Consider the following 17,573-nt stretch of genomic DNA (forward strand, 5'->3'; position numbering starts at 1 on the left):
GTCGTGTTGCCCGAATCGCGCCCGTCTAGCCCAGAAGGGCATGGAAGAAGATCCGCGGCAATTTCAGCCAGCCCGGCTTGTGCTGGAACGCGGTCAGCAGCCTGCCCAGGACGTGCTGCCGCTTGTTGGTGATGAAGTAGGGTGGCTTCGGCAACAAGGTCAACCCGCCCGACAACAGGTTGCGCGGGAACGGCCGCCATGGCGCCTCGACGACCACGCGCTCGGTATTCTCGAGCATGAAGGCGTTGTGGACCGTTCCGATGCCCGACTGCACGTCCTCGATCGTATGGCCGGGAAACGCACCCCAGGGGCAGGTCGTGACGAGGAAGCCGAGGCCCGACCAGCCGTTGATCGCGATTGTCCCGTACCGGAAACCGGCGATGATACTCTCGAAACGCCTGCGGCCGATCTGCCTCAGTGTGCGCGGGTGGATCAGGATGTTTGCGCCCAGCGTTCCGAACAGGTTCGCGTTTGCATAGGCGATGGCCGCCCGCAAATAGGTCTCCGCGTCCGCCGCCTCGATATGCTTGATGCCGAGGGCGGGCGCGAAGCATTCGTTGCCGGCGTTCCAGCCGTCGAGATCGCCGATCACCAGCGGCGGCGCATCGCCGCCGCGGGCAACGTGGACGACGTTCGATGCCTTTTCGGCGAACGCGGCCATGCGCTGCTCGGCACCGGGATAGTAGGCGGGCCGCGCGTTTGCGGCTGCGACCTTGCGGATGTCCTCGATCAGGCGGTCGCCCCGATCCCAGCTCCCCGGCATGATCAGCGCCTGGCAGGCAATGCAGTTGTGACCGGAATTGTGGAGCTTCTGGGTGGCGATGTTCTCGGCCTGGAAGCGAATGTCGGCGGGGCTCCACGGCCCGGGCACGACGATGGTCGGGCTGACCGAGCCAAGCTCGGAGGTGAACCGCTTCCGGTTCTTCGGCGTTCCCGCCTTGCGGTTGCGCACCGCTTCTTCGCCGACGCCCCACACGATGGCGTCATGCGTGGCTGCGGCGCCGGTGATGTGCAATTCCTCGACGAGCGGATGCCCGGCCAGATAGGCGCCGGCATCGGCGCCCCCCTTCACGATCCTGAGAAAGCCGCGGTCGATGAACGGCCGCATCGCGACATCGTAGCAGTCGGTCAGATAGTCGTTGATCGGGTTCATCTTCAGGATCACGACCTGGTTCTCGAGGAACAACTTCTGCAACACATCCAGCGGCGTGATCGCGGAAACATTGCCGGCGCCGAGCACCAGCGCGACTTTCCCCCGCCGCTGATGCTCCGGAAGGTCGTAGGCCAATGCGGCGTGCCGCGCGAGATTGTCCTTCGTCACGCCGGGCTGCATCCAGACCTCCGCCTTGACGCCCGAAAGCAGCAGGCGATCCCAGATCGAATGCGGCAGCACCTCGATCGCCGTCTGCCCGGTCTCGAGCACTCGTGTCGGCAGGTGTTTCAGGAACGCCTTGCCCTCCATCCGGGACAGTGTCGACAAGAGCGCGTTGACGCCGGCCATCGTGGCATAGGGACCGGCGATCCATTCCTCGCCTTCGAGCGGCGAGCCGGACGTGATCCCCTTCTTGCGTGCCGCGGTTTCCGCCCAGTTCCGGGCCACCGCCATGATGCCGTCCTTCACCGCCGCGAGCAGTCGCATCCGCCCGGCGACGGTGGTCCGCGCCCACTCGTCCTTGTGGGCGTCGAGCGCGGTCAGCGCCGTGTCGAATTCGTCGGCGAACGGCGCGGGCGCGATCTTCGCGGCGCTGTTTTCCATGATCACGTGCCCCTTTCTGCCAGGATGCCGCCGAACTGGTCGCGCAGCTTGTTCTTGAGCATCTTGCCGGTGCCGCTGAGCGGAATGGCGTCGGTGAAGACGACGGCATCCGGGATCTGCCACTTGGCGACCTTGCCTTCGAAATAGGCCAGGATCTCCTCGGCGCTCGGGTTCCTGCCCTCGGCCTTCACGGCGACGATGATCGGCCGCTCGTCCCATTTCTCGTGGCGGGCGCCGATCGCGGCGGCCATTGCGATATCAGGATGAGAAACCGCGATGTTCTCCAGCTCGACCGAGGAGATCCACTCGCCGCCCGACTTGATGATGTCCTTGGTGCGGTCGCGGATGACCATGTAGCCGTCGTCGTCGAGCGTCGCGACGTCGCCGGTGTCGAACCATCCGTCGTCGGTCAGCGCGTTTCTATCCATGCCGAAATAGGTATCGACGACCCAATGGCCCCTGACCTGCAGCGCGCCCTGGCTGCTGCCGTCGCGCGGAAGCACCTTGCCCTCGTCGTCGACGATGCGAAGGTCGATGCCGAAGGGCGGGCGGCCCTGCCCGAGGCGCAGCAGCGCCATCGCGTCCGCATCGAGATCGGCATGCTTGCCCTTGACCTGGTTGGCGGTTCCGAGCGGGCTCGTCTCGGTCATGCCCCAGGCATGGATGGTCTCGCAGTCGTATTTGTCACGGAAGGTGGCGATCATCGACGGCGCGGCGGCCGACCCGCCGATGACGTTGCGCTTCAGGCTCTTCATGCCGGAGCCGGACCTTTCCGCGGCAGCCAGCAGCATCTGCCAGATCGTCGGGACACCGAGGGCGAGCGTGACCTTCTGTCCGTCGATGAGGCCGAGCAGGCTGTCGCCGTCAAGTCCCGGTCCGGGCATGACGAGTTTGGCGCCGACCATTGCGGCGGCGTAGGGAATGCCCCAGGCATTGGCGTGGAACATGGGCACCACGGGAAGGATCGTCTCGCGGGAGGAAAGCGACAGCGCGTCCGGCAGCGAGATGGCGAAGGTGTGGATCATCGTCGAGCGGTGGCTGTAGAGCACGCCCTTCGGATTGCCTGTCGTGCCCGACGTGTAGCAGAGCGAGCATGGCGTATCCTCGTCAAGGACGGGCCATTCGGCCGGGTCGTCCTGCACGAGATCGTCGAAGAAGATGACGCCGGGAATGGCGCTCGCGACTTCGTCGTCGCGCCCGCCCATATAGATGAAATGGGCGACCGTCCTGAGCTGTTCGCGGGTGGCCCTGACCAGCGGCATGAAGGTCCTGTCGAAGAAGATCGCCTTGTCGGCCGCGTCATTGGCGATGAAGATCAGCTGTTCAGGAAACAGGCGCGGATTGAGCGTATGGCAAACCATGCCGGCGCCGGACACCGCGAACCAGATTTTCAGATGCCGGTGGTTGTTCCATGCGAGGGTCGCGATGCGGTCGCCCTCTGAAAGCCCGAGCTTCCGCAGGCCGGCCGCCAGCCTGCGCGCCTGATCTTCGACCGCGGCCCAGCGGGTGACGTTGATCTCACCCGTGGTTTCCCTCGACACGATCTCCGTGTCGCCGTGGTAGCGTGCGGCGTGGCGGATCAGGTCGCTGATCAACAGCGGCTGCTTCATCATGGAACCGAGCATTTTTCTCTCCCTGCTGGACTATCGGTGGCGGCGCGAAAGGCGCCGTTTGAAACGGCCGTCAGGCCGCGGCCTTGTCGATGGCGCCGTTCTTCATCATGTCGGCTGCCTTCTCGGCGATCATGATCGTCGGCGCGTTTGTGTTGCCGCCGACCAGGGTCGGCATGATCGAAGCATCGACCACGCGCAGGCCCTCGAGCCCGCGCACCCTGAGTTGCGGGTCGACGACGGCCATATCGTCGACGCCCATCTTGCAGGTGCCGACCGGATGATAGACCGTGTCTGCGCGGGAACGGATGTGATGTTCCCACTCCGCGTCGGTCATGTCGGGTCTGGTGTAGAGCTCCTTGTGCCGGTACGCCCGCATCGGCTCCGCTTCGAGGATCGAGCGCGTCATCTTCGCGCCCTTCATCAGCGTTTCCAGATCGCGCCTGTCCGAGAGGAAACGCGGGTCGATGCCCGGCGCGTCCATCGGGTTCCCGCTCTGCAGGAACACCTGGCCCGACGAATGCGGACGCAGCACGCAGACATGGCATGAGTAGCCATAGCCCAGGTGCAGCTTGCGGGCGTGGTCGTCGACGATGGAGACCACGAAATGGAGCTGGACATCGGGCCGGTGGAGACCCGGATCGGTCCTGAGGAATGCGCCGGCCTCCGCAAACGGCGTCGCGATCATGCCGGTGCCATCCTTGCGCCACTGGCGCATGTGCCCGATCATGTCGATCGTGCCCCTGATGCCGATGCCGACCAGTTCGGTCTGCTTCGACTTGTAGGACAGAATGAAATCGATGTGGTCGAGCAGGTTCTGGCCGACGCCCGGCAATTCGTGCACCATCCTGATGCCGTGGCGCTGCAGATCCTCGGGACGTCCGACACCCGACAGTTGAAGAAGCTGTGGCGAATTGAACGTGCCGCCGCACAGGATCACCTCGCGCGCGGCCGCTGCCTCCTTTTCCGAGCCGCCCCTGCGGTAGAGGACGCCTGTGGCGCGCTTGCCGTCGAACACGATCTTCGTGGCGTGGGCGCCGGTGATGACCGTGAGGTTCCTGCGCACCATATTGGGATGCAGGTAGGCGCACGCGGCTGAACAACGCTCGCCGTTCCTTTCGACCTGGTGGAACTGCGTGACCTGGTAGTGGCCGACGCCCTCCTGTTCACCGCCGTTGAAGTCCGTATTCGTGCGTATCTGCAGTGAGTTCGCCGCCTCGATGAACGCCTGAGAAATCGGCCGGGGGCTTTTCTGGTTCGAAACCTGCAGCGGGCCGGCCGCGCCGTGAAATTCGCTGCCGCCCCGCTCGTTGTTCTCCGCCTTCCGGAAGTAGGGCAGGACCTCGTCATAGGACCAGCCGTCGCAACCCAGCCGTGCCCAATCGTCATAATCGGAGCGGTGGCCGCGAACATAGAGCATCGCGTTGATCGCGCTCGATCCCCCCAAAGCCTTGCCGCGCGGCTGATAGCCGGTCCGGCCGTTGAGGCCGGGCTGCGCTACCGTGTTGAAGGCCCAGTTGTTCAGCTTGAACGGTCGGCCGGGAAGCATCGCGACGACGCCCAGCGGCGCGCGGATCAGAAGGCCCTTGCCGTCGCCGCCCGCTTCCAGGAGGCAGACCGACACGTTCGGGTCCTCGCTCAGCCGGGACGCGAGCGTCGAGCCGGCGGACCCGCCACCGACGATCACATAGTCGAATGCCATGATTTCCTCCCTTGAAATCCTTCCTCCAAGAGTTCCGTAGGATAGTTCTGAACAATTGTCCAGATTCTTTGTTCAGCAGCGGGTTTCGGGCAAGATGGCGCCGTTCAAGCGATGACGAAGGAGACGCCCGAAGAGTACCGATCGACGGCGAGGCCGAGCGCCCGCCGACGACGCTCGCAATGGCGGAACCGGCCCTGATCCTGTGCGCAGCCATTGCGTGCATTCTTGGCGCCGTGCGCGACCTTGGCGGCCTGCTGCGGCGCGGCTCTATTTCGCCGGGCTTCACTTCCAGTACGCGGTGTCCTCGACGATGGTCGCAGGCGTCGGCCGCGATGCGCGCCGCGTTGCGCGGTGGATCGCCGCCGCAAGGCGCGGCTGACGCCGGCCCGACCGTCGTCCGGCAAGAACCCCGACTCGATGAAGATGAGGGCTGGCACCTGTTGCAGATCAGGGCGACGGAGGCCCTCAAGTGAAGTCTTTCCATAGTCGACTGAAGGAGGATTCAGTTTGTCCGAATGCAGAGGGGGCGACCGCCTTTCGTTTCCCGGCGAAATTTGAGATATCTCTGCCTTGCGAGACAAGAACGGCCTCACGAAGGAGAGGAAATAGACAATTCTGCCTGGCTCTGATGGGCCAGGAGTATGTCAGCCGACATTGGTGCGGATCGTTAGGCAAGGGGGCCGGCATGTCTCGACCGGCTCGTCAGGGCAGGCGACCGGAGAGGGGTCCGATGCAGGATGCCGCCGTTTTGATCGTGGGCGGAGGCCCATGCGGCCTGATGCTCGCCAACGAGCTCGGCCGGCGCGGCGTGCCGGCGATCCTCGTCGACGACAAGCCGGGCACCACGACGAAGCCGCAGGCCAACGCCACACAGGCGCGCACCATGGAGCACTATCGCCGGCTCGGCTTCGCCGAGGAGGTTCGCGCCCTGGGCCTGCCGGCGGACTATCCCACCGACATGGCCTATTTCACGCGCTTCACCCGCCATGAGCTCGCCCGCTACGAGCTCCCGTCCGCGCGCGATGCGCGGGTGATCATCAAAAGCCTCACCGGCGACTGGAGCGCGGCGGAACTGCCGCATCGCTGCTCGCAGCTCTATATCGAGCCGATCCTGAAGGAACATACCAGCCGCCTTCCCTCGATCTCCCTGCGCTACGGCTGGCAGCTCACCGGCTTCGAGGACGACGGCGACGGCGTCGAGGCGACGATCGCGCGGACCGACGATGGCGCGATTGAGCGGCTCCGCGTCGGCTGGCTGATCGGCTGCGACGGGCCGCGCAGCTTCGTGCGCAAGACCCTCGGCTACAACTTCCTGGGCGAAGGCGGCGCCCAGCGCGACTTCATGGGTGGCAGGATGCAGATGCTGCATTTCCGGGCGCCCCATCTCTACGACATCATCCCGCACAGAAAGGCGTGGATGTACTGGGCCTTCAATAACGAGCGGCGCTGCTTCATGTGCGCGCTCGACGGCATCAGGGATTTCGTCTTCCACACGCAACTGAGGCCGGGCGAGCGCGAGGAAGACGTCACGGACGAAAGCATGCATGCCATGCTGGAGCAGGTGGTCGGCTTGCGTTTCCCGATCGAGGTGCTGGGGCGCGCGGCCTGGACGGCCGGCTTCGCGCTCGTCGCGGAACGTTTCCAGCGGGGCCGCGTGCTGCTGGCCGGCGACGCGGCCCATCTCTTCACGCCATCGGGCGGGCTCGGCTACAACACCGGCATCGAGGACGCGGTCAATCTCGGCTGGAAGCTCGCCGCGGTCGCGAAGGGCTGGGCCGGGCCGGCGCTGATGGACAGCTACGAGGCCGAGCGGCGGCCGGTGGCGCTGCGCAACACCGCCTTCGCGAGCGGCTTCGCGGCCCGCATCGGGGTCCCGCCCGACCCCGCGATCGAAGACGCGACTCCCGTCGGCACCGAGGCACGGCAAAGGGCAGGCGACTATCTCAACGCCGCCATCCGCGCGGAATTCAACATTCCGGGCATCACTTTCGGGGCCCGCTATGACGGCTCGCCCGTCATCGTGCCCGACGGCACGGCGCCGCCGCCCGATTCCGCCAACAACTACACGCCAACGGCCTGTCCGGGCGGTCGGACGCCGCATCGCTGGCTGCCCGACGGACGATCGCTGTTCGATCTCTTCGGTTTCGAATTCACCATCATGTGCTCGCGGCCGGAACTGGGGCAGGAACTTGCCGATACCGCTGCGCGCCTCGGCATCCCGGCGACCGTGCTCGACATGCCCGATGAAGAAACCCGCGCGCTCTACGAAGCCGATCTGGTTCTGATCCGGCCGGATCAGATCGTGGCATGGCGCGGCAAGGCGCCGCCCCGCGACGCGGCGGCATTGTGGCGAATCGTGACAGGGGCAAAGGGCGCGATGCAGCCGGCGGCCGCAGCCGGTGGGTAGCGCGATCAGGCTGCCTTGTCGTCGGCCAGCAGCGCATCGCTTTCGATCGCCAGGCGCCGCACGAGATCGACCTCGAGCAAAAGCGCCATTCGCTTCTGCGCCGCACGCCAGACCGGAACCGCCGCTTCGAGGCGCCGCGCACCGGCCTCGGTGAGCCACACCGCGCGTCGACGCAGATCTTTCTCCACGATCGCGATCTCCACCATGCCAGCGCCCTCCAGCGTCCTGAGGTTTCGCGAGAGCGTCGACTGATCGAGACCGATCCGGTCGGCAAGGGCACCCAGCCGGTCGTCCTCGGCCGCGGCGATCTGCGCCATCAGGCCGAGCTGCGCCAGGCTCAACCCGGAACCCGCGAGTTCGCGATCCAGGAACTGGCTGATGCGCCGAGCGACGGCGCGGCTGTTGAGGCCAGGACACGCGGCGATCAGCGCGGCAGCGTCGCGGCGGAGAGTCTTTTTCGGTTGCATGGTCCTGGTCATAGGTCCATGTATATACAAAGTTTGTATCTACATGGAAATAGCGAAACGGAGGCACCGGCCGATGAGCGAACCAGGCATATTGGCAGGGATCGGCAACACGTCGCTTATGGCGCTGCGGCGTATCGTGCCGGGGAATGGCGCACGCATCCTGCTCAAGCTCGAAAGCGAGAACCCGACCGGCAGCATGAAGGACCGCATGGCGCTCGCCATGGTCGAGGCGGCCGAGGCCGATGGGCGCCTGAAGCCCGGCGGGCAGGTGGTCGAATATACCGGCGGCAGCACCGGCGTCTCGCTGGCGCTCGTCTGCGCGGTGAAGGGCTATCCGCTCCACATCGTCAGCTCCGACGCCTTTGCCCGGGAAAAGCTCGACCATATGCGCATCCTCGGTGCGCGGCTCGACATCGTGCCGAGCGAGAGCGGACGGATGACCGGGAAACTGACCCGCGACATGATCGAGGCTGCCCGCGTCATCGCCGAACGGACGGGAGCCTTCTGGACCGATCAGATGCAGAACCGGGATCAACTCGCCGCCTATCACCGGTTGGGCGAGGAAATCTGGCAGCAGACGTCGGGGCGGATCGACGGCTTTGTCCAGAGCGTCGGAACCGCGGCATCGCTGCGTGGCACGGCCGAGGCGCTTCGCCGGCGCGACGATCGGGTCAGCATCGTGGCGGTCGAACCGTCCGAGTCTGCGGTCCTGTCAGGCGGTCCGGCGGGCGCGCACAGGATCGACGGGGTCGGCGCGGGCTATGTCGTGCCTCTCTGGCAGGACGAGATCGCCGACCGGATCGAGCGCGTCTCGACCGACGAGGCCAAGGCCATGGCGCTTCGTCTCGCCCGGGAGGAAGGCCTCTTCGCAGGCACGTCCACCGGCGCCAATGTGATCGCGGCCCTCCGGCTGGCCGAACGGCTCGGGCCGAGCGCGACGGTCGTCACCGTCATGTGCGACACGGGAATGAAATATCTCTCTTCCTATGCGAAAGACAAGGTGACGGCCTGAGGCGGCGAATCAGAGCAGGAACAGACCCTCGACCATGGACACGGCAATGCTCCCCACGACACGCCGAAGCATCCCGGTCGGCGTCTGGGCACTCGGCTTCGTCTCGATGCTGATGGACATCTCCTCCGAGATGATCCACGCGCTGCTCCCCGTCTACATGGTCGCGGTGCTCGGCACCTCGGCCCTGGCCGTCGGCATCATCGAGGGCATCGCCGAGGCGACGGCCTCGGTCACCAAGATCTTCTCCGGAGCCCTCAGCGACTGGCTCGGCCGGCGCAAGCTGCTCGCCGTGGCCGGCTATGGTCTTGCTGCGCTCACCAAGCCGATCTTCCCGCTTGCCGCCTCCATCGAGTGGCTGGTCGCCGCCCGCTTCATCGACCGGATCGGCAAGGGCATCCGCGGCGCGCCGCGCGATGCCCTGGTCGCGGACATCACGCCTGCGGAGTTGCGCGGCGCGGCCTTCGGCCTGCGCCAGTCGCTCGACACGATCGGAGCCTTCGTCGGGCCGCTGCTCGCCATCGGCCTGATGTGGCTGACGGCGGAGCATTTCGGCACCGTGTTCTGGATCGCCGTCATCCCGGCCTTCCTCTCGGTCGGCTTGCTCGTGGTTGCCGTCAGGGAGCCGGAGCGGCCGAAGGATCTGCGCCGTGTGCGCATGCCGCTGCGCCGCGACGAACTCCGTCGGCTGGGATCAGGCTATTGGTGGGTGGTCATCATCGCGACGATCTTCACACTCGCCCGTTTCAGCGAGGCTTTCCTCATCCTGCGGGCCCAGTCGATCGGCCTGCCGCTGACACTCGTACCCATCGTCCTGGTGCTGATGAGCCTCGCTTTTTCCCTGTCCGCCTATCCGGTCGGCGTGCTTTCCGATCGAGGCGTCGGCAAGACCACGCTGCTTGCGTTCGGCCTCGTCATGCTATTGGCGGCCGACCTCGTGCTCGCCTTCGCCGCCGATCTCTTCGCCGTCGGGATCGGCGTCACGCTTTGGGGGCTCCATATGGGCTTCACCCAGGGATTGCTGGCAAGTCTTGTCGCCGGTGCAGCGCCGGCGGAACTGCGCGGGACCGCCTTCGGCATGTTCAATCTCGTCACCGGCATCGCCATGCTCGCCGCCAGCGTGATCGCCGGCGCGCTCTGGGACGCGGCCGGACCGTCGGGCACATTCCTCACAGGTGCCGGCTTCGCAGCGCTGACCCTGGCGGGGCTCGTCGCTGTCCGTGGTCGGCTGGCGTCCTGATTTCTCCCGATATGGACAAGCATGAAGACGACCGCCGCGAATTGTGGCATCGATGGCGCCTTGCGTCGGGCGGAGACGAATGACATTTCCCATCAACCTGTGCAACGAAGTGGTCCGGACCCTGGATTTCCGGTGCCAATGCGCCTTTGCCCGCGCGGTCGGCTACAACGGCCTTGAGGTCGCTCCTTTCACCCTCAGTCCCACGCCGCATGAGCTGACGGCGTCGGCGATTCGCGAATACCGCGCGATCGCCGATGGGGAGGGCATCCCGATCGCCGGCCTGCACTGGCTGCTCGCCGCGCCCGAAGGCCTGTCGATCACCAGCGCGGACGAGGACGTCGGGCAGCGGACGCTCGAGACCGGCCGAGGCTTGGTCAGGCTCTGCGCCGAGCTCGGGGGGCGCTACCTCGTCCACGGCTCTCCCGGCCAGCGCCGCCTCGAGGCGGGTGACGATAACGAGGGCCGAAAGCGGGGGATCGCCTATTTCGCGGCCATGGCCGCGACCGCGCGCGATGCCGGCGTTGTTTATCTCATCGAACCCCTATCCCGGCGGGACACGGCTTTCGTCAACTCCGTCGACGAAGCCCTGGAAATAGTCGTCGCCATCGGTTCGCCGGCGCTGGGAACCATGGTCGACTGCTACGCCGCGGCGACGGACGGCGAGGATGTCGCCGCGCTGCTGCGGCGCTGGCTGCCGAAGGGTGTCGTCGGCCACGTCCATTTCAACGACCCCAACCGGCGCGGCCCCGGCGAGGGGGAACTCGCCTTCGGCGAGGTCGTCGATGTGCTCCTTGGATCCGGCTATTCGGGCGCCGTGGGCATCGAGCCTTTCGTCTATGAACCGGACGGCATGGCTTGCGCAGCGCGCGCGATCGGTTATGTGCGGGGGCTGTTGGAGGCGCGCAGCCGGCGCGCCCGATCCGGGTGATCATGTCGACCTCTATCGAGCCGAACACAGCCAAACGTCCGCGCAACCGCCGCAATCCCGAGGCCACCAAAGCCTCCATACTGGCGGCGGCGCGCGCGGAGTTCGCCGAGCGCGGCCTCGACGGAGGGCGCGTCGACAGCATCGCCAGGCGGGCACGAGCCAACAAGCAGCTCGTCTACTATTATTTCGGCAGCAAGGACGAGCTCTACAAGGCGGCTCTCGAAGCCAGCTATTCCGACATCCGCAGCCTCGAGAGGGAGCTCGACCTCGCCGCTTTGCCGCCGCGCGAGGCGATGGAGCGGCTGATCGATTTCTCGCTCGACTACCTGGCCCAGCACCGCGAGTTCATCCGCATGCTGGCCGACGAGAACGCGCATGGCGCACGCCACGTCAGGAATTCGGATGCGGCGCGCCAGACGAACTCCCCGCTGCTCGAGCTGATCGCCGAGACGCTCCGGCGCGGCGAGAAGGATGGCATCTTCCGCATGGGCGTCGATCCGCTCGAACTCTATATCTCGATCGCCGGCATGACCTTCTTCTATTTCGCCAACGGCCTCACAATGTCGGCGATCTTCGGCCGCGATCTCACCCAGCCCACGGCGCTGGCCTCCTATCGCGACCACATCGTGGCGCTGACACTCGCCGGCCTCCGGCCGTAGCGCGTCACTGGCGCTCCACCGCAGTCTTGGGACGCAGAATCTCAGAGCCAGATTGCCGGGTCGAGCATGCCGTGGACCACGGCGATAACCAGGATGCCGTAGGGCGCCGGCTCGTAGATGGAGATATAGCGGTCGTCGATCAGGATGCGGGCCGTTTCGCTCAATTCCGGGCGGGCTACACCCATCTCCGGGTGACCGGCGACCAGCTCGAACTTGTCGAACAGGCGATCTAGCAGCCTGTCAGCCGGATTTTCGTTGCCCAGGGCGATATTGCGCCAAATGTCGCGCATGTCCCGCTGGGCGCGGGGAGTCAGTTTGTATCTAGCCACGGGCAGATCGTTCTGCTTTCAATTCTTGCAGAAACGCCACAGGCTCAACGTCCTCACCTTCGCCGCTGGCCTTGCCTTCGAAGTAGGCCCGCTTGAGGTTTTCGATTTCCAGGGCGCGTAATTTCTCGCGTTGTTCGAACAGGCGCAGGCTGTCGCGCACGACCTCGCTCGCGGAGGCGTAACGGCCGCTCTCGACGAGCTCACGCACAAAGCCCTCGTAATGTTGGCCGAGGCTGTAACTGGCTGGCATGGAGGAACCTTTCGCCGTGCCCGACCTTATCAATTTTTGATAAGGCAGGCAAATTCTTCCGATAGCGCTGGCGACACACAAAGCGTGGCGCATTGGGCAGCCCTTCACAGCGAACCGTCACCAAGCGGCAAAATACGTACGGGGCACTCGCTGAGTTCGAGGGCGAGGCACCTGGATCAAGCATCTCGACCGTGGATCCGATCCAAACCACGATCCGCCTGACCAGTTATCAACCATATGGTTGAAACTTTCCGTATTCTGTAATTAGCTCCGCCTGCCCCGAACGATCGCGGCCGACGAGGCCCGCGATCCGCGGCCGCCACACCAACAGGAGCAAGGACAGAGCGTGAAACCGAGCATCGTGACCGACGAGCTTTCCAGCGATCCGGAGACCGCCTTCGAGCTCGGCCTCGAATGGGGGGTCGATCGGTTCGAGCTGCGCGGGGTCCATGACGGGCGGGTTCCGCTCCTCAGCCCCCATGTCCGCCAGCGGCTTGTTAGAGCGGTCCGCTCGTTCGGTGTTTCGATAACGGCCATCTCGCCGGGGCTGTTCAAATGTCCCTTCCCTTCCGTCGAACCGGCTCGGTCCAATCTCGGCTGGATGGATGCCGGCTTCTACCACTCCTGGCAGGATGCCCGCTCGATCGTCGAAAACCATCGGCTGAACCTGCTGCCGGCGTCGATCGACTTCGCCCGCGAGGTCGGCGCGAAATACATCATCGCCTTCAGCTTCAGCCGAAGCGGCGCGCCGGCGGGCTCCGCCCCAGAGGGCGTGACCGAGATGCTGGCCGAGGCAGCCGAGGCGACCCGGGCCGCCGGCTTCGAACTGCTCGTCGAAACCGAGGAAGGCTTCTGGGCCGACACGGGAGCGCGCTCGGCCGCCTTGATCGGGCGCGTCGGCTCTCCCGGTCTCGGCATCAACTGGGACCCCGCCAACGCGCTGATAGAAGGTGACGTCCCCTTCCCCGAAGGTTATGCGGCGCTGAAGCACCTCGTGCGCAACGTCCACTTCAAGGACGCCCGGCGCTACCCCGATGGAACATGGGAACTGCTCGCCGACGGCGACGTCGACTGGGCCGGTCAGATCGCCGCGCTCGTCACCGACGGCTATGACGGAGCCATCGCTGTGGAGCCGCATCTGTCACCGTCGGTGGCCTCCACGCGCGCAACGCTCGCCAGGCTCCGATCCCTGATTGACCAGGCAGCCACGATCCGATGACGGGTCCCCAAAACAATCTTCGATAACTTTCAACCAAACGGTTGAAAGTTTCGTGAGACCGCGATAGCGTCAGCTCAACGAGACGGCAAAGGGGGAAGATCGATGCAGTCAGTCGCGGTCAAGACGCCGACGCTCAACGACATGGGTGGCGGCAGGCCGGCGCCCTTACCCGTCCGCTTCGACGATATCGAGCAGCTCGACGACTTCCTGACACGGCCGAGCGACGCCCTGGTGAAGGACCTCGAAGGCCTCGACGGCGATATCATGCTGCTCGGAGTCGGCGGCAAGATGGGGCCGACTTTGGCCAGGCTCGCCCGCAACGCCGCGCCCTCCAAGCGCATCATCGGCGTCGCCCGCTTCAGCGAGGCCGGCATGCGCGAGCGGCTCGAAGGCTGGGGCATCGAGACGATCACCGCCGATCTCCTCGATGCCGGGCAGGTGAATGCGCTGCCAAAGGTGAAGAACGTCCTCTTCATGGCCGGGCGCAAATTCGGGGCTAGCGACAACCAGTCCCTGACCTGGGCGATGAATGTGCACAGCCCGGCGATCGTCGCGGAGGCCTTTCGCGGGTCCCGCATCGTCGCCTTCTCGACCGGCAATATCTATCCGCTGGTCGATGTCCTGCATCAGGGCGCGCTGGAAACGACGCCGCCCGGGCCGCGTGGCGAATATGCCCAGTCCTGCCTCGGCCGCGAACGGATGTTCGAGTATTTCTCCGGCAAGTTCGCGACACCCGGTCGCCTGTTCCGGCTGAACTACGCCATCGACCTGCGCTACGGCGTGCTGTTCGACCTGGCGAGCCGCGTGAAAGCCGGCATCCCGATCGACCTGTCGCTGATGGGCCACGTCAACGTGATCTGGCAGGGCGACGCCAATTCGCAGGCGCTACGCTGCCTTCTCCACTGCACCACGCCGACCTCCCCCATCAACATCAGTGGACCGGAAACGCTCTCCGTCCGATGGCTGGCGCAGGAGCTCGGCGCACGCCTCGACGTCCGCCCCAATCTCGTCGGGACCGAGTCCCAGACCGCCTGGCTCACCAACACCGCCGAAGCGGCGAAGCTGTTCGGTTACCCCGAAGTGCCGCTCGGCGCGATGCTCGACTGGGTGGCCGACTGGGTGGAGCGCGATCAGCTCAGCTTCAACAAGCCGACCAAATACGAGGTCCGCGATGGCGGCTTCTGAGGCGCCCAGCACGGTCGCGCTCGGTCGGTCCGACACGGAGGCGTGCCTGCGTCTGTCGGACGAAGCCGGCTGGAACCAGACGGCCGACGACTGGCGGCTGTTTCTCGGTCACGGCCGGACCGTCGGCGTCAGAAGCGAGGACGGAAGCCTGGTCGCGAGCGCGGCCGCGCTCCCCTATGAACGCTTCGGTTTCGTCTCCATGGTGCTCGTCACGGCCGCCTGGCGGCGCCGGGGGCTCGCGACGGAGCTGGTCGGGCGCTGCGTCGAAACCCTGACCTCGCGCGGGCTCGTTCCCGTGCTCGACGCCACGCCGGCCGGTGCTCTGGTCTATGGCCGCCAAGGTTTTGAGGGCCTGTTCGAGCTCGACAGATGGCAGGGCGAGGCCTCAACCCGCGCACCGGTCTCTGATAGCGAGGTCGTGCCGGCAGGGCCCGGCGACTTCGAGACGCTGCGGGCGCTCGACCGCGAGGCAAATGGCACGGATCGTGGCTTCCTCCTCGAGAATTTCCTGGCGCGCAATGACGTCAGCGCCTTCGTCGACGCGGACCGCACCGGCTTCGCCATCGTCAGGCGCGGCCGGCGCGCCATGCAGGTCGGTCCCGTCGCTGCGGCTACGCCGAAGCGGGCCCTTGCCCTGCTCTCCGCCGTGCTCGGCATCGTGAAAGGCCCCGTCTTCGCCGATATCCCTCGCAGGTGGAACGGGATCGCCGAATGGCTTTCCGGGCGCGGCTTCACCCGCCAACGCAGCTTCACGCGGATGGCCTACGGCCATTCGATGCCATTCGGCAGACCTGAACGCCTGTTCGCGGCGGCAGGACCGGAGTTTGGATGATGACCGGCAAGACAGTTCCCGAAATCCAGTCGGCAGCGCTCGCCCTGCTCAGGGAAGGCACCGTGGTCCCGGCGCATCCGCTCGCGCTCGATGCGTCGCGCAAGCTCGACCGCAGGCGCCAGAAGGCGCTCACCCGCTACTATCTCGACGCCGGCGCAGGTGGGCTTGCCGTCGGTGTCCACACCACGCAGTTCGCCATTCGTGAGGCCGGCCTCTATGAAGAGGTGCTGTCGCTTGCCGCGGATACGGCGGCGAACTGGACCGACCGCCCTCTTGCCATGGTCGCCGGGCTCGCCGGTCCGACGGCCCAGGCGGTCGCCGAAGCCCGTACCGCCGTGAAGCTCGGCTACAATGCCGGCCTGCTCAGCCTCGCAGCGCTCAAGGGCCGCGACCAGGACGCGCTGATCGAGCATTGCGAAGCAGCGGCGCGCGAGATCCCCCTCGTGGGCTTCTATCTGCAGCCGGCCGTCGGCGGCCTGCATCTCGATGCGGATTTCTGGGCCCGCTTCGCAGCGATCGACAACGTCGTGGCGATCAAAGTCGCGCCGTTCAACCGCTACCGCACGATCGACGTGATACGCGGCGTCGTCGAAGCCGGCGCCGAGAACAGGATCGCGCTCTATACGGGCAATGACGACCACATCGTGCTTGACCTGGTCACCCCCTTCACCGCGATGCGCGACGGCAAGCCGGTAACGCTTCGCTTCGTCGGCGGGCTGCTCGGACACTGGTCGGTGTGGACCAAGGGCGCGGTGGACATCTTCCGGCGCTGCCGCGCCGAGGCATCGGCAGGCGCGGTCTCAACGGAACTGCTGGCGCTCGACAGCCGGGTCACGGACTGCAACAGCGCCTTCTTCGACGTCGCCAACAGTTTCCACGGCTGCATTGCGGGCTGCCACGAGATCCTGCGCAGGCAGAGGCTTCTGGAGGGCATCTGGTGCCTCGACCCGCACGAAGACTTGAGCCCGGGACAGAAGGAAGAGATCGACCGCGTGTCGCGCATGCATGCCGATCTCGCCGACGACGGTTTCGTGGCCGCGAATCTGGAGCGCTGGCTGGGATGATGATCACGCTGCTTCGCGCCCTCACGCACATGAAGACCGCGGGCCCGGCCCGCGAGGGAAACGGCCGCGTCGGTCGCGGCCATTCGAGCGCTTTCTAAAGGAGCGGCCTTGCGCAAGTTTTCCGCCAAGATCCTCGAACTTGTGCCGGCGGTGCTGCTGTTCGCGGCGGTCATCGTGCTCTGGCAACTCGCCGTCTCGGTGCTGGGCGTTCGCGAGTATTTGCTGCCCAGCCCAGGTTCGGTGGTGGCGGCGATGTTCGGCGGCGGCATCGACTGGGCCGGCCACATATGGGTGACGGCCGTGGCGATCTTCGGCGCTTTCGTCCTGGCGACCGTGTCGGGCGTGCTGCTCGGCACGACGATCGCCTGGTCGAACACAATCGCCCGCGCGCTGATGCCGTTCCTGGTCCTCGTCAACACGCTGCCCAAGGTGGCGGTGGCGCCGCTCTTCCTGCTCTGGCTCGGCTACGGCATCCTGCCCAACATGCTGATCGGCGCCCTCATCGGGTTCTTCCCCGTCGTCATCAACACGGCGGTTGGGCTCAGCCAGATCGACAACGACATGCTGGATCTCGGCCGCGTGTTCAACGCGCCCAAATGGAAGATCTTCGCCAAGATCCGCATCCCGAACGCCTATCCCTATATCCTCAGCGCGCTGAAGGTGACCGCGACCTCGGCCGTCGTCGGCGCGATCGTCGGCGAGTTCGTGGCCTCGCAGCGCGGGCTCGGCTACGTCATCATCACCAGCCAGAGCAGCATGAACACGCCGCTCGCCTTTGCCGCCCTCGTCTGGATCTCGATACTCGGCCTCGCACTTTTCGGCGGCGTGGCCGTCATGTCGCGTGTGCTGGCGCCCTGGGCCGAAGGTCAGGAACGATAATCAAAGACAACAATGCCAATGACAATAATGGGAGACT

The 17,573-nt window shown here is 65.9% G+C and carries 17 protein-coding genes; 11 read left to right on the plus strand and 6 right to left on the minus strand.

The genetic code is table 11. The features are described from left to right. Nucleotides 1-25 precede the first annotated feature (25 nt). From JN302_RS36825 to JN302_RS36835, 3 genes are read right to left on the minus strand one after another with little or no spacing between them, the layout of a single operon-like run. The gene (locus JN302_RS36825) at nucleotides 26-1,756 is read right to left on the minus strand and encodes an aldehyde dehydrogenase family protein (RefSeq protein ID WP_202330882.1); all 1,731 of its coding nucleotides are present in this window, start codon (nucleotides 1,754-1,756) and stop codon (nucleotides 26-28) included. Nucleotides 1,757-1,758: 2 nt separating this feature from the next. Continuing rightward, nucleotides 1,759-3,381: a long-chain-fatty-acid--CoA ligase gene (locus tag JN302_RS36830; RefSeq protein ID WP_202330883.1), complete on the minus strand. Its 1,623-nt coding sequence runs from the start codon at nucleotides 3,379-3,381 to the stop codon at nucleotides 1,759-1,761. Between the two features lie 58 nt (nucleotides 3,382-3,439). Then, on the minus strand, nucleotides 3,440-5,068 hold the full coding sequence (locus JN302_RS36835) for a GMC family oxidoreductase (RefSeq protein WP_202330884.1): 1,629 nt from the start codon (nucleotides 5,066-5,068) through the stop codon (nucleotides 3,440-3,442). A 179-nt stretch (nucleotides 5,069-5,247) separates the two neighbouring features. Here JN302_RS36835 and JN302_RS36840 point away from each other — a divergent pair, with 179 nt between their 5' ends. Continuing rightward, a complete protein-coding gene (locus JN302_RS36840) occupies nucleotides 5,248-5,541 on the plus strand; it encodes a hypothetical protein (protein WP_202330885.1) in 294 nt (97 codons plus the stop codon). A gap of 257 nt (nucleotides 5,542-5,798) precedes the next feature. Beyond that, nucleotides 5,799-7,475 carry an FAD-dependent oxidoreductase gene (locus JN302_RS36845; RefSeq protein WP_202330886.1) on the plus strand — a complete coding sequence of 559 codons (1,677 nt, stop codon included), beginning with the start codon at nucleotides 5,799-5,801 and terminating at the stop codon, nucleotides 7,473-7,475. Between the two features lie 5 nt (nucleotides 7,476-7,480). On the opposite strand, the gene JN302_RS36850 is transcribed toward JN302_RS36845, so the two are convergent. Next, nucleotides 7,481-7,942, minus strand: a complete 462-nt coding sequence (locus tag JN302_RS36850; protein ID WP_202330887.1) for a MarR family winged helix-turn-helix transcriptional regulator — start codon at nucleotides 7,940-7,942, stop codon at nucleotides 7,481-7,483. Nucleotides 7,943-8,015: 73 nt separating this feature from the next. On the opposite strand from JN302_RS36850, the gene JN302_RS36855 reads away from it, so the two are divergent. From JN302_RS36855 to JN302_RS36870, 4 genes are all read left to right on the plus strand, one after another. Next, nucleotides 8,016-8,954 (plus strand): PLP-dependent cysteine synthase family protein, encoded by a 939-nt coding sequence (locus JN302_RS36855; RefSeq protein ID WP_202330888.1) that lies wholly within the window; start codon nucleotides 8,016-8,018, stop codon nucleotides 8,952-8,954. Between the two features lie 46 nt (nucleotides 8,955-9,000). Further along, entirely contained in the window at nucleotides 9,001-10,191 is a 1,191-nt protein-coding gene (locus JN302_RS36860) for an MFS transporter (protein WP_244846122.1), read from the plus strand. Nucleotides 10,192-10,270: 79 nt separating this feature from the next. After that, nucleotides 10,271-11,119: a sugar phosphate isomerase/epimerase family protein gene (locus JN302_RS36865; RefSeq protein ID WP_202330890.1), complete on the plus strand. Its 849-nt coding sequence runs from the start codon at nucleotides 10,271-10,273 to the stop codon at nucleotides 11,117-11,119. 2 nt (nucleotides 11,120-11,121) lie between these two features. Further along, nucleotides 11,122-11,778 carry a TetR family transcriptional regulator gene (locus JN302_RS36870; RefSeq protein ID WP_202330891.1) on the plus strand — a complete coding sequence of 219 codons (657 nt, stop codon included), beginning with the start codon at nucleotides 11,122-11,124 and terminating at the stop codon, nucleotides 11,776-11,778. Nucleotides 11,779-11,819: 41 nt separating this feature from the next. Here JN302_RS36870 and JN302_RS36875 read toward each other — a convergent pair whose 3' ends face one another. Beyond that, nucleotides 11,820-12,107, minus strand: coding sequence for a type II toxin-antitoxin system RelE/ParE family toxin (locus JN302_RS36875; protein ID WP_202309235.1), 288 nt, complete (start codon nucleotides 12,105-12,107; stop codon nucleotides 11,820-11,822). Beyond that, nucleotides 12,100-12,357: a type II toxin-antitoxin system ParD family antitoxin gene (locus JN302_RS36880; RefSeq protein WP_202315298.1), complete on the minus strand. Its 258-nt coding sequence runs from the start codon at nucleotides 12,355-12,357 to the stop codon at nucleotides 12,100-12,102. Before JN302_RS36880 ends, JN302_RS36875 begins: the two co-directional genes overlap by 8 nt. 346 nt (nucleotides 12,358-12,703) lie before the next feature. On the opposite strand from JN302_RS36880, the gene JN302_RS36885 reads away from it, so the two are divergent. The 5 genes from JN302_RS36885 (at nucleotide 12,704) to JN302_RS36905 (ending at nucleotide 17,536) form a co-directional block, all read left to right on the plus strand. Further along, nucleotides 12,704-13,576 carry a sugar phosphate isomerase/epimerase family protein gene (locus tag JN302_RS36885; protein ID WP_202330892.1) on the plus strand — a complete coding sequence of 291 codons (873 nt, stop codon included), beginning with the start codon at nucleotides 12,704-12,706 and terminating at the stop codon, nucleotides 13,574-13,576. A gap of 102 nt (nucleotides 13,577-13,678) precedes the next feature. Beyond that, complete coding sequence (locus JN302_RS36890; RefSeq protein WP_244846123.1) at nucleotides 13,679-14,761, plus strand: NAD-dependent epimerase/dehydratase family protein; 1,083 nt, start codon at nucleotides 13,679-13,681, stop codon at nucleotides 14,759-14,761. After that, nucleotides 14,748-15,593 carry a GNAT family N-acetyltransferase gene (locus JN302_RS36895; RefSeq protein WP_202330893.1) on the plus strand — a complete coding sequence of 282 codons (846 nt, stop codon included), beginning with the start codon at nucleotides 14,748-14,750 and terminating at the stop codon, nucleotides 15,591-15,593. Before JN302_RS36890 ends, JN302_RS36895 begins: the two co-directional genes overlap by 14 nt. Then, entirely contained in the window at nucleotides 15,593-16,657 is a 1,065-nt protein-coding gene (locus JN302_RS36900; protein ID WP_202334574.1) for a dihydrodipicolinate synthase family protein, read from the plus strand. Before JN302_RS36895 ends, JN302_RS36900 begins: the two co-directional genes overlap by 1 nt. A 108-nt stretch (nucleotides 16,658-16,765) precedes the next feature. Then, nucleotides 16,766-17,536 (plus strand): ABC transporter permease, encoded by a 771-nt coding sequence (locus tag JN302_RS36905; RefSeq protein WP_202330894.1) that lies wholly within the window; start codon nucleotides 16,766-16,768, stop codon nucleotides 17,534-17,536. Nucleotides 17,537-17,573: the final 37 nt, after the last annotated feature.

The organism is Mesorhizobium sp. L-8-3, from assembly GCF_016756615.1.
Lineage (GTDB): Bacteria > Pseudomonadota > Alphaproteobacteria > Rhizobiales > Rhizobiaceae.

Bases quoted from the DNA above. Each gene is read 5' to 3' on its own strand.
- JN302_RS36835 (WP_202330884.1), bottom strand. From the start codon at position 5,068: ATGGCATTCGACTATGTGATCGTCGGTGGCGGGTCCGCCGGCTCGACG.
- JN302_RS36870 (WP_202330891.1), top strand. From the start codon at position 11,122: ATGTCGACCTCTATCGAGCCGAACACAGCCAAACGTCCGCGCAACCGC.
- JN302_RS36895 (WP_202330893.1), top strand. From the start codon at position 14,748: ATGGCGGCTTCTGAGGCGCCCAGCACGGTCGCGCTCGGTCGGTCCGAC.
- JN302_RS36860 (WP_244846122.1), top strand. From the start codon at position 9,001: ATGCTCCCCACGACACGCCGAAGCATCCCGGTCGGCGTCTGGGCACTC.
- JN302_RS36880 (WP_202315298.1), bottom strand. From the start codon at position 12,357: ATGCCAGCCAGTTACAGCCTCGGCCAACATTACGAGGGCTTTGTGCGT.
- JN302_RS36845 (WP_202330886.1), top strand. From the start codon at position 5,799: ATGCAGGATGCCGCCGTTTTGATCGTGGGCGGAGGCCCATGCGGCCTG.
- JN302_RS36840 (WP_202330885.1), top strand. From the start codon at position 5,248: ATGGCGGAACCGGCCCTGATCCTGTGCGCAGCCATTGCGTGCATTCTT.
- JN302_RS36830 (WP_202330883.1), bottom strand. From the start codon at position 3,381: ATGCTCGGTTCCATGATGAAGCAGCCGCTGTTGATCAGCGACCTGATC.
- JN302_RS36865 (WP_202330890.1), top strand. From the start codon at position 10,271: ATGACATTTCCCATCAACCTGTGCAACGAAGTGGTCCGGACCCTGGAT.
- JN302_RS36855 (WP_202330888.1), top strand. From the start codon at position 8,016: ATGAGCGAACCAGGCATATTGGCAGGGATCGGCAACACGTCGCTTATG.
- JN302_RS36850 (WP_202330887.1), bottom strand. From the start codon at position 7,942: ATGCAACCGAAAAAGACTCTCCGCCGCGACGCTGCCGCGCTGATCGCC.
- JN302_RS36890 (WP_244846123.1), top strand. From the start codon at position 13,679: ATGCAGTCAGTCGCGGTCAAGACGCCGACGCTCAACGACATGGGTGGC.
- JN302_RS36825 (WP_202330882.1), bottom strand. From the start codon at position 1,756: ATGGAAAACAGCGCCGCGAAGATCGCGCCCGCGCCGTTCGCCGACGAA.
- JN302_RS36900 (WP_202334574.1), top strand. From the start codon at position 15,593: ATGACCGGCAAGACAGTTCCCGAAATCCAGTCGGCAGCGCTCGCCCTG.